The organism is Shimia abyssi, from assembly GCF_003014475.1.
Taxonomy (GTDB): domain Bacteria; phylum Pseudomonadota; class Alphaproteobacteria; order Rhodobacterales; family Rhodobacteraceae; genus Shimia; species Shimia abyssi.
The window spans coordinates 12,919-27,467 of record NZ_PYGJ01000026.1; the positions used below are offsets into that span (position 1 = coordinate 12,919).

The 14,549-nt window shown below is 54.3% G+C and carries 11 protein-coding genes; 6 read left to right on the forward strand and 5 right to left on the reverse strand.

The window, feature by feature from the left end; translation table 11 throughout:
• Positions 1–62: 62 nt before the first annotated feature.
• Positions 63–551 carry a hypothetical protein gene (locus CLV88_RS21840; RefSeq protein WP_106610535.1) on the forward strand — a complete coding sequence of 163 codons (489 nt, stop codon included), beginning with the start codon at positions 63–65 and terminating at the stop codon, positions 549–551.
• 23 nt (positions 552–574) lie between these two features.
• Here CLV88_RS21840 and CLV88_RS21845 read toward each other — a convergent pair whose 3' ends face one another.
• The 5 genes from CLV88_RS21845 to CLV88_RS21865 form a co-directional block, all read right to left on the reverse strand.
• Positions 575–1,702 (reverse strand): BamA/TamA family outer membrane protein, encoded by a 1,128-nt coding sequence (locus CLV88_RS21845; RefSeq protein WP_106610536.1) that lies wholly within the window; start codon positions 1,700–1,702, stop codon positions 575–577.
• 124 nt (positions 1,703–1,826) lie between these two features.
• Positions 1,827–2,477, reverse strand: a complete 651-nt coding sequence (locus CLV88_RS21850) for a DUF3726 domain-containing protein (RefSeq protein ID WP_106610537.1) — start codon at positions 2,475–2,477, stop codon at positions 1,827–1,829.
• Positions 2,474–4,165, reverse strand: a complete 1,692-nt coding sequence (locus CLV88_RS21855; protein ID WP_106610538.1) for a hypothetical protein — start codon at positions 4,163–4,165, stop codon at positions 2,474–2,476. Before CLV88_RS21855 ends, CLV88_RS21850 begins: the two co-directional genes overlap by 4 nt.
• A 63-nt stretch (positions 4,166–4,228) precedes the next feature.
• The gene (locus CLV88_RS21860) at positions 4,229–5,215 is read right to left on the reverse strand and encodes a membrane dipeptidase (protein ID WP_106610539.1); all 987 of its coding nucleotides are present in this window, start codon (positions 5,213–5,215) and stop codon (positions 4,229–4,231) included.
• 37 nt (positions 5,216–5,252) lie between these two features.
• Positions 5,253–6,701 carry an aldehyde dehydrogenase family protein gene (locus CLV88_RS21865; RefSeq protein WP_106610540.1) on the reverse strand — a complete coding sequence of 483 codons (1,449 nt, stop codon included), beginning with the start codon at positions 6,699–6,701 and terminating at the stop codon, positions 5,253–5,255.
• 104 nt (positions 6,702–6,805) lie between these two features.
• On the opposite strand from CLV88_RS21865, the gene CLV88_RS21870 reads away from it, so the two are divergent.
• The 5 genes from CLV88_RS21870 to CLV88_RS21895 all read left to right on the forward strand — a co-directional run bounded on the left by CLV88_RS21870 (position 6,806) and on the right by CLV88_RS21895 (position 14,332).
• The gene (locus CLV88_RS21870; RefSeq protein ID WP_106610541.1) at positions 6,806–7,690 is read left to right on the forward strand and encodes a LysR family transcriptional regulator; all 885 of its coding nucleotides are present in this window, start codon (positions 6,806–6,808) and stop codon (positions 7,688–7,690) included.
• Between the two features lie 132 nt (positions 7,691–7,822).
• Positions 7,823–8,728 carry a LysR substrate-binding domain-containing protein gene (locus CLV88_RS21875; RefSeq protein WP_106610542.1) on the forward strand — a complete coding sequence of 302 codons (906 nt, stop codon included), beginning with the start codon at positions 7,823–7,825 and terminating at the stop codon, positions 8,726–8,728.
• Between the two features lie 100 nt (positions 8,729–8,828).
• Positions 8,829–9,983 carry an aromatic ring-hydroxylating oxygenase subunit alpha gene (locus tag CLV88_RS21880; protein WP_106610547.1) on the forward strand — a complete coding sequence of 385 codons (1,155 nt, stop codon included), beginning with the start codon at positions 8,829–8,831 and terminating at the stop codon, positions 9,981–9,983.
• Entirely contained in the window at positions 9,980–11,431 is a 1,452-nt protein-coding gene (locus CLV88_RS21885) for an aldehyde dehydrogenase family protein (protein ID WP_106610543.1), read from the forward strand. The genes CLV88_RS21880 and CLV88_RS21885 overlap by 4 nt, the downstream gene beginning before the upstream one ends.
• A 480-nt stretch (positions 11,432–11,911) precedes the next feature.
• Positions 11,912–14,332: a GcvT family protein gene (locus tag CLV88_RS21895; protein WP_106610545.1), complete on the forward strand. Its 2,421-nt coding sequence runs from the start codon at positions 11,912–11,914 to the stop codon at positions 14,330–14,332.
• Positions 14,333–14,549 lie beyond the last annotated feature (217 nt).

Here is a 14,549-nt window from a genome sequence, read left to right on the forward strand (position 1 = left end):
TTGAGGTCAGAGAGGTGAACGCCATAGTAGATGTGCAAGCATTGCGAAAACGAGGGATAGTCATGATCAGGATTGGATTTGCGGTTTTGATGTCATTTGCAGGAGTTGCGGTGGCGCAGCCGGTGTCGGACTGGGGTGATGCTGGCGTGTGGGCGATCAAAGTCGACGCGGGCAATGGAAACGGATGTTTCATGCAGCGTGACTTTGAGAGCGGAACAGTTGTGCGTCTTGGGTATGTTCCGGACAAAAAAGGGGCTTTTTTGTTGGCGGTTAATGCCGATTGGGAGCAAATTGAGGAAGGGCAGGAAGGTAGTGTGATTTTCGACTTTGGCGATTCCCGTTTTCAGGGGGCTGCCGTTGGTATTGTTCAGGATGGATTGCCCGGAGGGTATGCGTTTTTTAACAACCCTGAATTCACTTCTGAGTTCGCGCGGCGTCCGAATGTCAAGATTATCGGCGGAAATGGCGGCGAAGAGCAAATTAGTTTGTCTGGAAGTAGCGCGGCGCTTGGTCAGTTGGATCTGTGTCAGGCCGAGCAAGTTACGGAATAGCCGCATTCAGTAGAATTGGCTGATTAAAAACGTTCGCCAACTGAAATGTATATGAGAGATTCGCCATCGTTGTTGTGGGAAGCGTCGATGGCGAAGTTGACTGGCACCTTTTTCGAGACGGCAACGCGCAAACCAATGCCACCCGCATAGCCGCTTTCGTCCAGTGAACCGAAGGAGTCACCGACAGCCCCATATCCCGCGAATGCAACCATACCGAATCGCTGTGTAAATTTGTGGCGGTATTCGGCCTGTGCCGAGAGTAAGCGGTCGTCTAGAAATTGAGTGGGGTTGAACCCCCGCATGGCGTCTGTTCCACCAACGGAACACAGGTCATAGAACGGCGCGCCGTCTGCTGTACCGCAGCCAGCAAGACGAATGGCAAGCACGCCGTCTTCGGAAATAGGACGATACGCACCATAAAGCGCGGCGATCTTGGTGTAATTGCCGCCGCCTGATGTGATTTCGTTGTAAAGAACAGACAGGTCGAGGTTGTTTCCGGTCGTTGGGTATATATCGCTGTCACGTGTGTCGCGCTGGGCGACGATGCCAACGGAGGCGGTTTGCAACCCCCCGAACAGGGTGAAATTGGTCGGCAACCCGCCGAACGAGATGTTGCCCGAAGTGATATCCGTGTCGAGATATTTGAGTTGCAGCCCGACAGACCAGTGTTCCGCAACTTTTTTGGATGCCTCGAGCCGCGCGAACGAACCGGTTTGGCGCAAGGGTATCGCGAGACCGCCTGAGATTAGATCATAATTCAGCGCAGCATCTGCAAAAGTGGCGGACAAATCCCAGTTGTTGCCAGGCGTTGAAAGCCGGAATGACAGGCCATGTGCCTCGGAGCCATTGTCGGATCGCATGGTTCCAACACCGATCAGTGACGTGTTTGCGTTTTCGTCGACCTGAAAAAGATAACCAGCGCCAAGCGCGAGGCCGGTACCAATCAGCGGATTGGAAAATGGGATTGGGGCTACAATAACAGAGCCGTTGCCAAAACCGAAAGCCTCGGTGTTGTCCGGATCGGTTACAGTTTCAACAGGTTCGGCGATCAATGTGCCTTGGCTGTCGGCTGATGCAGTACTTGCAATGAATCCGATCAAAAGCAGACCGAGGAGTGCAATGCGAGACGATTTTGCTGCCGTGTTTGGCATTGGGAATACCTGTTATTGAATCCCTTTAGTCATAACAGTGACTCACTGTGTCCGCCAACGCGTTGTGTCAACGCAGAGCGAAATTCACGCATTGGTGGGAATAGTTGGCATGGGGCACAGGCGATTAGTCGTTGTCGCCCAGCCCCGCGCCAGCACCGAGGCGCCGGCTTTCTTCTGTGGCAGGGGCGTATGTGCGGTGGGCAAATGCCGCAAGTTGTGACCAGGCACCTGAAGATACAGAGGCGCGCAAAACAGGCTCGCGAGGACCGCTCATTTCGGCCGGCGTAGAGAATGTGATTGTGTTGGCGCGATCAACAGCAAGCGCGGTCTGCGCGGCGTTCACGCACAGCAGTTTACCATCTGTCACAAAGTGCGCGTCGTCCCATGAGGCGGCGACTGGGACGCCGAGACGCAGAGATGCACCGCCCATGAATGGCACGGCCAGCAACGGAAAGCTGACGTCTTCCATGATGATCTGGCCCCGGCTGAGCAAGCTTTGGGCACAGTCGGATAAGGAGGCACCTGCGATCAGGGGACTCATCCGGCGCATTGGCGCGTGCCAGACCTCAGCGCTGAGGGAGACGGGCGATACGTCGATCTGCGGAATACGGTCGTTTTGAACGAGCAACTGAGCCAGTAGTTCAGCGCCGGGTAAGTCGAAGGCTGAGAGCCAGCGCGTGCCCTTAGCGGCTTCTTCTGCGAGACCCCAAGACAAGCCGGACCCTCGCGCGGCCCGTTTGGCTATCGCTTCGATTTCATTGAGGGAGTGGGTCATGCGGCGTGTTCTTTGACTTGAGGGAAAACCCAATCATCTGCGTTGTCAGTGGAAAGCTCGTAAGGGAGCGGGGCGTTTCCATACATGCAGATGCGCACCCAGCGGTCCGAGCGAGGGTCGAATTTGGTTGCGCCAAAAAAAGAGAGTTTACAGCGCAACATGTCGATCGGAAGAACCTGAGCAGAAATCGTGTTGTCGCGGATTTCGGCGTAAGGCGCATGGCCGACAATTTGGGTACGGCGCAGCACATGGCGGTGTTCTGGGTGGCGCAGAAGGAAAACGGAAACGTGTGAATCATCAGGCCAGTGGGCCAGCGACTGATAGAGCGCAGCGGCGTCGCGGCCCGGAGCGAGTGGTTGTTCGTATTCCTCGATGGGTTCTTCGAACCGTTCGCCAAGGCGGGGTTCAAGCTTTTCCTCGGACACATACCACGCACGCGCCTTGTTTTCGGGGGCGGACCAGTTGGTGTCGATGGCCCAGCTGTAGATTTCCGTGAGCAGGGTACGCAGGTTACCGACTGTCATAGCGCCTGCGATGCGGAATGTGGCGGTGTTGTCAGCCGCCATGTGTTCGGCAAAGCCGTCGACCAAGTCGCCGTAGGGCTCAAGCATCAGAGAGGCGACCCATTCTTGACCTTCCAAAGAAAGAGTATCCTCAGCCCACCGATAGAGCCTGTCCCAAGGGTGGTCAGCGGTCAGGTTTGAGTTCTTCAAATATATCGTGATCAGATCAATGTCAGCGCGCAAGGCGGCGAGCTTTTCGATTTGGATTGGGTGGTCTGAGTGCCATGTGTCAATGGTCTGGCTACTGCGTGCGATCAGATTGCGAAATCTGGTGACCTCAGTTTCGCTGGCGTTGGCGAGGCTGCGCACGCTTTGAATCGCGTTTTCGCGGGCAGTCATCCAGTTGTTGAACAGCACCGGGTGGTTGAGCAGGAACGGCGCCATGCCGAGGCCAGTGGAATTGCCGATGCCCATGGATCGGGCAAGGGCGGGATCGAGGCGCGCAGCGGTGGTGCCATTGGCGGCGGCGCGCGTGCTTGCCATATGCTGGACCAGCTCGGTCACAAACCAGCGAGTGAGGTAAACAGAGAGCATTTCGACTTGAAACGGGGCGCGGAATTCCGGCCGGTCGGCTATCATTTCACGATCCGCCGCACCGAGTTTGCCCGAGCCATACACAGCGGTCGTGCGCATGAGATATCCGACCGAGTCTATTTGGGCCGAGTCAGGTTGGCCGCCTGCGGCGAGACTGCTGACCACGTGTTCCCAAAGCCGCACAGAGCGGTTGGCGCGTGAAACGGAAAGTTCGGTTCCGGTGACCCGGCCTGCCTCTTGAAGTGGGATATTGCGAGACAGACGTTCGATGTCGTCATTTGTGGGGATGCCGTCAAATAAGGTGAACGTGGCATCCCATGCCTCGGCAATGACCCGGTCGGAGCGTTTTTCGGGCGGAAGATCATGGGCAAATGCGATCAGTGAATAAGAGCGCTCGGGGCCATGTGCCGTGAGAACTGCATGGCCAACGCCAGTGTCGTCAATTTCGAATGTCGCTTTTTCAAAACGCCAGTTTTCGCGCGCCATGCGGCGGGTGAGGATGCGCATGAACGACAAGCGAGATTGGTGGAGCGATCCGAGGCGGGCAAGGCGCATGACGGTTTTGGGATCGCGGCGCGGTATCTCATTCATGTCATTGCTCCCTGTTGTGACAGCCGTCGGTGCATTGCCCCGGGGTCTGTTATTAATAGGTAATCACTTTTCTTGCGGTGTGAAGTTTTCCGCGAAGAAACGGTGCCAGTTATTGCCCATGATCCCGGCCACCTCAGCGCGGCTCAGGCCGGTTTTCAAGAGGCCGGTCTCGATGTTGCCAAAGTGGCGGTTGTCTTGGAACCATGTTGGCATGGGTGGGAAACCTGGGGCGGCGGCGGAGCCTTCGCCATAGTCAATTTCTTTGGTCCAGCGGCCAACGCGCATCCATTCCACGATGCTGTCAGGCTGATCCTGACACAGGTCGGTGCCAATGCCGAGGTGTTCGGCCCCAAACTTTTCCGCCGTGCGCGCGATCATTTCGCAAAAGCTCTCCAGCGTGCAGGCGGATTTGTCTTTGAGGTGATGCGGGTAAACAGAAAAGCCAAGCATTCCACCGTTCTCAGTAACAGCGCGAATGACGTCATCGCGTTTGTTGCGTAAGGCGGGGGACCATTCATATGGGTTGGCGTGCGTGATTGCGATGGGGCGTTCCGAGATGTTGGCGGCCTCGATGGTGGACCGGTCGGCAGAGTGGCTCATGTCGACGACAAGGCCGACGCGGTTCATTTCCTTGATCACCTGTGTGCCCATACGGGTGATACCGGTGTCATCCGATTCGTAACAGCCGGTCGCAAGGAGCGATTGGTTGTTATAGGTCAGCTGCATGAAGCGCGCGCCAAGTGTGTGCAGGATTTCGACAAGGCCGATATCGTCTTCGATGGGCGCGGGATTTTGAAAGCCGAAGAAGACGGCGGTGCGACCGGTGGCGCGGGCGGTCTCGATGTCGCTGGCCCATTGACCCTTTATGATCAGGTCCGGGTATTGTTCGAACCAGCGATTCCACTGTTCGAAGTTCAGTACCGTTTCGCGGAAATTTTCGTGATACGAAATGGTGACGTGAATGGCGTCGACGTTACCTTCGCGCAGCTGGCGGAAGATTTTCTCGGACCAGTTGGCGTATTGCAAACCGTCGATGCGGAAGTTGGTCATGAGAATGTCTTCCCCGGTGTTGTTGGCAATTTGCAGGTTAAACTGGACCGGCGCTGATGTAGGCGGTTTTAACAGTGGTGTAGAATTCGGCGGCGGCCTTGCCTTGTTCGCGCGGGCCATAAGAGCTGTCGCCGCGACCACCAAAAGGCACGTGATAATCGGTGCCTGCGGTGGGCAGGTTTACAGTGACAACCCCGGTACGCGCGTTGCGGCGAAAATGCGTGGCACGGGCCAGCGATTTTGTCACAATGCCTGATGTCAGGCCGAAATTGGTGTCATTCACTACCGCCAGAGCTTCGTCATAGCTGTCGACTTTGATGACGGATGTCAGTGGTGCGAACATTTCCTCGCGGTTGATGCGCATGTCGTTTGTGGTGTTCAGGAACACACCCGGCGACATGTAGAAACCGTCATGCGGCATTTCGAGGCGTGCGCCGCCGCAAGCCAATTCTGCGCCTTCGGATTTACCAAGATCGGCATAAGCCAAGTTTTCGGTGAGCTGTTGTTGGCTGACGACTGGTCCCATCTGGGTACCTGCCTCAAGCGCATGGCCGACTTTCATGGCCTGTGTACCTGCAACGAGTTTTTCGACAAACGCATCGTGTATATCGGCGTGCACAACTAAGCGCGACGAGGCGGTGCATTTTTGGCCTGTACCTCCAAAAGCGCCACCCAAAGCCAATGTGACGGCCAGATCAAGGTCAGCGTCGTCCAACACAGCAAGGGCGTTTTTCGAACCCATTTCCATCTGTACCTTGGTCAGATTCTGGATCGCGGCAGAGGCGATGCCTTTGCCAACCGGGACCGAGCCGGTGAAAGAGATAGCGTTGATCTTGGGGCTTTCGACAAGTCGTTGACCAATGGAACGCCCAGATCCCATGACTAGGCTAAAGAGACCTTTCGGGATGTCCTGACGGCTAATGATCTCGGCGAGTGCGACGGCAGAGGCAGGGGTGATGTTGGCGGGTTTCCACACGACGGCGTTTCCATAGCAAAGCGCCGGTGCGATTTTCCATGAGGCGGTCGCAGTGGGGAAGTTCCATGGGCTGATAATTGCGACGGTGCCGACGGGTTCGCGACGCACGTCTATTTCAATATCGGGGCGCACAGAGTCTGCGTTTTCACCAATCTGGCGCAGGCATTCAGCGGCATAATAGGTGAAGAATTGACCGGCGCGGAACACTTCGCCCTTGCCTTCGGCCAGTGGTTTGCCTTCCTCGCGGGCTAGCAGCGTACCCAGCTCTTCTGCTCGGGACATCATCTCGGTTCCGATGGCGTTTAGGACTGATTGTTTGCGCTCGATCCCATATGTGGCCCATTCTACCTGCGCGATCCGCGCCTGATCCAAGGTGGCCTCGAGCTGGTCAGCGCTGGCTTGGGCAAAGATGCCGACCAGATCGCTTAGGTCCGACGGATTGCGGTTCTCAATCTCGGTTTCGCCTGCCAGCCATTCGCCGGCGATCAGGTTCTTTTGAGTGTCAGACATGTCATGCGCCCCCTAACGACTTGCTGAACGGGTATGGACTCGGAACACACGTTCAATCAAACTAAAATTATTGAACTTTGATTAAGTAGAATTGAAATAATGAGATGGCACTGAAAATAGAAATGCTACGCGGGTTTGTTGCGGTGGCGCGTAATGGCAACTTGAGCGATGCGGCGGAGCAATTGGGCCGAACGCCTTCGGCGGTTTCCATGATGCTCAAGCAGTTAGAGCTGCATTTGGGTGAACCGTTGTTTGAAACGGATCGAAAAAACAAACTGACTGTCTTGGGACAGTTTGTATTGGAACAGGCAGAGCAAGAGATCGCGCATTTTGACACCACTGTGCGCGCGATCGAGAGTTATGCCGGGGCCGAGGTAGGGCATGTGCGGATTGCAACAGTGCCGTCAGTAGCAGGCACCATTATGCCGCGGGTTTTTTCGCGTAATATCAATAGCTACGATGGGGTACGGATCGAATTAAGAGATATGGACTCCAAATCGATCTTGCATGAATTGTCCCAAGGTCGGATTGATATCGGTATTGCGACGATTGGGCAGAACAGTTCGGGATTGGACAGTCGCTTGCTGTTGACAGATCGGTTTGGAGTCGTCTGTTCTAGTGCGCATGAACTGGCGAACCATCGCGATCTGGTAACATGGGCTGAACTGGCAAATGCTCGGCTGATCATGAATGGGTTGTCCGAAGGTATTGGTAGCACGGAATCGTTAGCATTGCACGCGGGAGCGGGGCTTTCGGCATATAACTTAACCTCGATTTTCGGAATGGTTCGCGCCAATATTGGAGTAACCATTCTTCCGGAAATGGCGGTACAAGCCGGAGGGCAGGCGGATCTGGTGTTTCGACCGCTGGCTGATGAGGTGGCGACCCGCCAGATTCATTTAGTGCGAAAGGCCGATTCTGCGCTCTCACCCGCGGCGCGGCGGTTGGAGCGGGACATATTAAAAACGGTCGAAGAGATGCGCGCTTGAACGAGACTGCGCATTATGTTGGCACCGGGTTTGAGGGATCTACAGGCTAAACCGGCATTCCCTGCTAGTATTTGTTTTCAAAGAAACTCATACTTGCGTGAACAGTACTCATCCAAAGGGGTTAGGGTTTTAGTGTCACGCCGTCATTATAATCTCCCTCCATTGACGACATTATCCGCATTTGAAGCGGCGGCGCGTCATCTGAGTTTTAAGAATGCGGCGCAAGAATTGTCGGTTACGCCTGGAGCGGTCAGCCACCAGATCAAAGCGCTGGAGGGGGATTTGGGGGCAGCGTTATTCCAGCGTCGCCATCGCGGTGTTGATCTGACGGAGGATGGAAGGGTGCTTTTTGATGCGCTGTCATCCTCGTTTGTGCGGATCTCTAAGGTGTTAGAAACGATCAGGGATCGTTCGTCGAGCGCGAGTGTGACTGTGGGATCGACAACTGCGGTCGCGGCGCTGTGGCTATCGCCGATCATCATCGATTTTTGGCGAGAAATGCCGGATGTAAGTGTGAGTCAATTGTCGCAGGATCGGCCATTTCGAGACCGCCCGGACATTGATTTTTTTATACGATATGGGCGTGATCGCGATGCCAGCTTGAACCACACACCGTTGTATCGTGACCATTTGATCCCCGTGGCCAGCCCGGAAATGGCGCAGAAGCTGGTCGGAAAATCATTGGAAGGTTTGGCACAGCAGCGGTTGATCCATTTGGAGTCTGACGACCGCACATGGACGACATGGCCGGATTGGTTTCACCAGTTGGGATACAGGGGTGCGATCCCGGCCGAGTCTCGGGTCGACAGCTACTCGGTCGCCCTTCAGATGGCGCGCAGAGGGGCAGGGCTTGCGCTGGGCTGGGCGCGATTGATCCGACCAATGCTGGAATCCGGAAAGCTGGTTCCCGTTGGACCGTACCAAATATCAGCGCCTAATCAATTTTATTTGGTAGGGCGTCCGGACGATGAGCTTTCATCTAGTGCATTGGCTTTGAAAGAATGGATATTGCACGAGGTACGCGGATCTTCAGTTTAGTTGAATTCAACTACTGATGAGGTTTTCTGATATTGAGGCTAGCTTAGTTGATGCTCCAATAGAGCATCAGATGCAAAACCAAGAATTTCTGGAGAGCCCGATGAACAAAATTAGCCGTCTATCGTCCGTTCTGACCAAAGTGAACACGGCCAATGGTTTGCCAAACGAACACTACGTGGACCCGGATACGTTTATTGAAGAGAAACACACGGTTCTGTTTGCGAATTGGTCTGGGATCGGTTTTGGGAAAGACATCCCTGAAGTGGGTGACGCCAAACCGGTTGATTTTCTTGGGATGCCATTGCTGTTGGTGCGGGATCGTGATGGCGAGATTGGGGTTTTTCAAAACACGTGCCGCCATCGTGGAATGATCCTTGTAAGCAAACCACAAAAGATACGCGGTGCGATCCGATGCCCGTATCATAGCTGGTGCTATAGTTTGAAAGGCGAGCTGCGCGCGACGCCGCATGTGGGTGGCCCAGGTCAGAATAAACACGATGACGTCAACCTGAGCGATTTGAGTTTGGTGCGGATCAGGTCCTTTGTATGGCGAGACGTGATTTTTGTGAATGTCGATGGCAGTGCTGGCGCATTTGAAGAAGTGCATTGCGAGTTGATGGAGCGGTGGAAAGAATTTGACGTTCCGATTTTCCACGGGGGAGAGACGTCAGGGTTCAAGTTGGACGTGAAATCCAACTGGAAGCTGGCGGTTGAGAACTATTGCGAGAGCTATCATTTGCCATGGGTGCATCCAGGTCTGAACAGCTATTCGCGGTTGGAAGACCACTACAACATCGAAGTGCGCGATCAGTATTCGGGTCAGGGCACATTGGTCTATCGGCAGTTGACGGACCATGACGGAGAAACACTGCCGGATTTTGCGGGCCTTAGCGACAAGTGGGAAGAGGGAGCTGAGTACATAGCTGTGTACCCAAACGTTTTGCTTGGCGTTCAGCGTGACCATAGTTTTGCCATCGTGCTGGAGCCGGTTAATCAAGAGAACACCGTCGAGCATATCGAGCTTTATTATGCGACAAGCGAAAAGGACACACCCGAATACGACGGGCTGCGTGCATCTAATGCGCAGCAGTGGAAGACAGTTTTCGAAGAAGATGTGTTTGTGGTTGAAGGTATGCAAAAGGGACGCCACGGCGAGTTGTTCGACGGGGGTCGCTTTTCTCCGGTAATGGATGGACCTACACACAACTTTCATCATTGGGTGGCAACCCAGATCGAAATAGGTCGCACTGGGTGAGCGATCTTATGTCGGATGGTCTTGCCAGAAATTTTTTAGCCGGCGCGTGGGTTGAAGGTGACGGCGGTGCAAGGATTGCTGTCGAGGATCCAGGAACTGAAGAGCATTTTGCGGATTGTGCGTTGGCAGGCGAAGCAACATTGGCCAAGGCGCTTGAAGCGGCGCGTGTTTCGTTTGAGCGGGGCGATCTAGCAGACATGCAACCGTCAGCTAGAAGCCGGATGATGGTACGCGTTGCTTCTGAAATTCGCGCAATTGCGGATGAGGGCGCCACAATACTATGCCGTGAAAGTGGCAAAACGCTGGACGCAGCGCGTGATGAGTTCGAAGAAGCCGCGCAGTATTTCGAGTACTACGGCGGTGTTGCAGATAAGATCGAGGGTAAGTCTATTCCACTTGGTCCGGATTATGTCGACTACACAACTTACGAACCGTTTGGTGTTTCTGCGCAGGTTGTGCCGTGGAACTTTCCAGTCTCCATAGCTGCGCGCTCGTTGGCACCTTCGATGGCGGCTGGTAATTCGACAGTTATCAAATCACCAGAGTTGGATCCAATTGGGCTGTCCCTTTTGGGCAGTGCGCTTGAGCGCGCAGACGTTCCATCAGGTGTGGTGTCCATTTTAAACGGGATCGGTAGTGAGTTGGGTGCCCGTCTGGTCCGAAGTACGGAAGTGGATCAAATCGTTTTTACGGGGTCTGTTCAAACTGGTCAGGCAATACTGCATGCGGCGGCAGATTCTGTAACACCGTCTTTGATGGAACTAGGTGGTAAGTCGGCTGCTATTCTGTTCGACGACGCGGATTTGGATATGTTTCTGGCCAGCCTAAAGAGCGGCATCTTCTATAACGCTGGACAGGTTTGTTCAGCTATGGCGCGGGTTTTGGTGGATCGCTCAATTTATGAAGACGCTGTTGAGCGGTCTGCGATTCTGTCCAATGGGTTGAGTGTGGATCATGGTCTGATTAACCCAGACCACACGCCGGTTATTTCAGATCTACAATTGAGCAGGATTGAAAACGTCACTTCGACGGCACGCCAAGAAGGTGCCCGTATTGCAGCCGGTGGTGCACGGCTGGATCGCAAGGGTCACTTTATGGCGCCTACGATATTGGCAGATGTCGATCCAGCATCTCACGCGGCGCAGCAGGAGATTTTTGGGCCTGTGAGTTGTTTTACCCCGTTTGAAACGGAGGCCGAAGCCATCGCCATAGCAAATGGGACAGAATTTGGTCTGGTTTCTGGGGTTTTCACAAAAGATCTGGCGAGAGCGCACCGCGTGGCGCGTAAATTGCGAGCGGGGCAAGTCTTTGTAAATGAGTGGTTTGCAGGCGGCATTTCAACGCCATTTGGTGGTGTGGGTAAGTCGGGCTTTGGACGTGAAAAAGGGCTTGAGGCTCTTTATAATTATGTGCGCACAAAGAATGTCGCGATTTCTTTGAAGGGTTAACAATGAATCGGGATGAGTTGAATCGAGCCTTGTTAGGGGCACACGCGCGTGAAGAACAGATAGAGCTAGTGCGATTGTACACATTGGCAGCTGAGGAGCGGGAACGGGCTCGGGACACAGACGCGGCTTGTTTCTATCTCACTCACGCGTTTGTCTTCGCTCTCGAATGTGGAGCGCCGGAAGCAATTGAGTTGAACCAGCGTCTAGCGGATTTAGGTCGCATACATCGATTGGCGTTTTGATGGAATTTGAGAAATCGAGGTTGCGACCGAATGTGTCGCAAACAGACTGTTTTGTGGAGAAACGAACAAGGCGTACCGGGACGCCGGTATCCTAGGCTCTGCATGTAGTCGGTCTGATTGTGACGCGCTGAGCCCAAGTGACGCGCCCAATTAACCGGATTTGAATAAATGGATTTTGATCCGGCGAAACGAGATGTCGGGCAGGTTCAGGCGAGACAAGCAAAGCGGGAAGCAAGTAATGCGCACAGAAGCTCAGGCCGTGGTAATCGGCGGCGGAGTCATCGGATGTTCGATCCTTTACCATCTGGCCAAACTCGGTTGGTCCGACGTTGTTCTCTTGGAGCGTGACGAACTGACTTCCGGGTCAACTTGGCATGCCGCGGCAAATATCCACGGGCTGCATGACAGCACCAATATCAGCCGCATTCAGCATTATACGATGAATTTGTACAATGCGCTGGAAGAGGAAACCGGACAAAGCTGCGGCGTTTTTCAGCCAGGTTCGATGTATCTGGCGCAAACCGAAGCGCGCGAACATCAACTGAAGCTGCAAGCGGCCAAGGCCAAGCTTTACGGCATGAACTTCTACGAGATCAGCATTGAAGAAGCCAAAAAGCTGAACCCGCTGGTCAATTTTGATGGCATTCGTTGCGTCATGTATGAGCCTGATGGCGGCAATGTAGATCCGTCTGGTGTGACTAACGCCTATGCGGTTGGCGCCCGTCAGCGTGGTGCGGAAATTCATCGATTTACGCCCGTGACCGCGACCGAACAGCAAGATGATGGCACGTGGATTGTCAAAACCCCTAAGGGCGACATCAAGACGCCTTGGGTTGTGAATGCGGCGGGCCTCTGGGGGCGTGAAGTGGCAAAACTGGCCGGTGTTGAGTTGCCACTGCAGCCGACAGAGCACCAGTACTTTGTGACGGAAACGATGACGGATGTGGTCGCACATGGCACACGTTTGCCTTCTGTTTCGGACCGTGACGGGGAGTATTATCTGCGTCAGGAAGGGCAGGGTCTGTTGGTGGGGGCCTACGAAAAAGACATGAAGTTCTGGGCAGAGGAAGGCACACCGCTGGACTTTGCGCATGACCTGTTCCCGGACGATCTGGAGCGGATCGAAGAGAATATGATGAACGCAATCGAACGGCTGCCTGCTGTTGGAGAGGCGGGGATCAAGCGGGTGATCAATGGTCCGATGATATGGTCACCGGACAGCAACGTGTTGATGGGCCCCGTTCCAGAGCTGGACGGCTATTTTTGTTGCAACGGCATTATCCCGGGATTTTCGCAATCAGGCGGTATGGGATTGATGGCAGCCCAATGGATCATTGAGGGCGAGACCGAATATGACATGTTTGGCTGGGATATGGCGCGGTTTGACAGCTGGGCGACAAAAGATTTTACCAAAGCCAAGGTGAAGGACCAATATGCGCACCGTTTTGCTATTCATTTTCCCAACGAAGAACGCAGCGCTGGGCGGCCAGCGCGGGTTCGTCCAATTTACGAGATGCAGAAAGAACTGGGTGCCGTATTTGGTTTGAACGTTGGCTGGGAGCATCCGTTGTGGTTTGCAGACAAACCCGGCACGATCGATACAAATGGGTTCACCCGCCAGAATTGGTGGGGTCCAGTTGGTGAAGAATGCAAGATGCTGCGGGAACGCGCAGGCATTATCGACATCTCGAATTTTGCAAAATACGTCTGCAAGGGACCGGCCGCGTCGGACTATTTGAACGCTGTTTTTGCCAACAATATGCCCAAGGTGATTGGTCGGTCCTGTCTGACGCCGTTGATCTCGAAACGTGGTGGAATTGCTGGTGATTTTACAGTCACGCGCGTAGGTGAGGACGAGTTTTGGGTTATTGGATCGGGCATGGCAGAGCGTTACCATAAGCGGTTCTTTAAGCAGGTTCCGCTGCCGAGCGGCACAACGTTTCAGAGCAAAACCGAGGAGATTTGTGGATTCAATGTCGCTGGTCCAAAATCGCGAGAGTTGCTGCAACGTTTGACGAACGCGTCTTTTACGACCGGAGATTTCCCTTTCATGCGTTCGGCCAAGATCGAGTTGGCCGGGGTTCAGGTTTTGGCGTTGCGTGTGTCCTTTACCGGAGATCTTGGTTGGGAACTGCATTGTGCGACTGAAGATCAGGCGCGCCTTTACAAGGCACTGCTGGAAGCTGGGCGAGAATTTGGCGCAGGCCCAGTCGGCAGCCGCGCGCTCATGTCGATGCGAGTTGAAAAGGGTTATGGTTCTTGGAGCCGGGAATATAGCCCGGAATACTGGCCGCATGAGGTAGGGTTGGACCGGTTGTGCAAGTTAGAGAAAGACTTTCTCAACAAAGACGCAGCTGCGAAAGTACTGGAGAATCCGGCACGCGAGCAGATGGTACTGCTGCATCTGGATAATGCTGAAGTCGACGCATCTAACGCTGATGCCACTGGCGGTGAACCGATTTTCAAGGATGGCGTTGGGATTGGTCGCGTGACATCGGGCACTTACGGCTACTCGGTTGGCATGTCGTTGGCCCTGGGATATGTCAAGAACGCGCAACCGGGAGATGAGGTTGAGGTGATGGTGCTGGGCCGCCCGCATAAAGCGGTCATTCTGCACGAGCCGCCCTTTGATTCAAAAGGCACTATTTTGCGCGGGTGATACAGGATCTTAATGGCGCGCTATGGCGGGTGGTTCAGCTGCCCACCTATAACACTTTCCAAAGTAAAACACGGAAGGGTTTCCAATTCTCAAGGCAAGTCAGCGGTTGTCCAGTTGGCCAGTGCGGTTTCAACGGGTCGACGCAACACTTTAATCTTTTTGGAAAGATGGAGTGTTGATCATGAAGTACCGGACGCGGACGTTTTATACGGACAAA

What these genes read in the sequence shown, in the direction of transcription:
- CLV88_RS21840 (WP_106610535.1), top strand. Translation starts at nt 63, where the DNA reads ATGATCAGGATTGGATTTGCGGTTTTGATGTCATTTGCAGGAGTTGCG.
- CLV88_RS21845 (WP_106610536.1), bottom strand. Translation starts at nt 1,702, where the DNA reads ATGCCAAACACGGCAGCAAAATCGTCTCGCATTGCACTCCTCGGTCTG.
- CLV88_RS21850 (WP_106610537.1), bottom strand. Translation starts at nt 2,477, where the DNA reads ATGACCCACTCCCTCAATGAAATCGAAGCGATAGCCAAACGGGCCGCG.
- CLV88_RS21855 (WP_106610538.1), bottom strand. Translation starts at nt 4,165, where the DNA reads ATGAATGAGATACCGCGCCGCGATCCCAAAACCGTCATGCGCCTTGCC.
- CLV88_RS21860 (WP_106610539.1), bottom strand. Translation starts at nt 5,215, where the DNA reads ATGACCAACTTCCGCATCGACGGTTTGCAATACGCCAACTGGTCCGAG.
- CLV88_RS21865 (WP_106610540.1), bottom strand. Translation starts at nt 6,701, where the DNA reads ATGTCTGACACTCAAAAGAACCTGATCGCCGGCGAATGGCTGGCAGGC.
- CLV88_RS21870 (WP_106610541.1), top strand. Translation starts at nt 6,806, where the DNA reads ATGGCACTGAAAATAGAAATGCTACGCGGGTTTGTTGCGGTGGCGCGT.
- CLV88_RS21880 (WP_106610547.1), top strand. Translation starts at nt 8,829, where the DNA reads ATGAACAAAATTAGCCGTCTATCGTCCGTTCTGACCAAAGTGAACACG.
- CLV88_RS21895 (WP_106610545.1), top strand. Translation starts at nt 11,912, where the DNA reads ATGCGCACAGAAGCTCAGGCCGTGGTAATCGGCGGCGGAGTCATCGGA.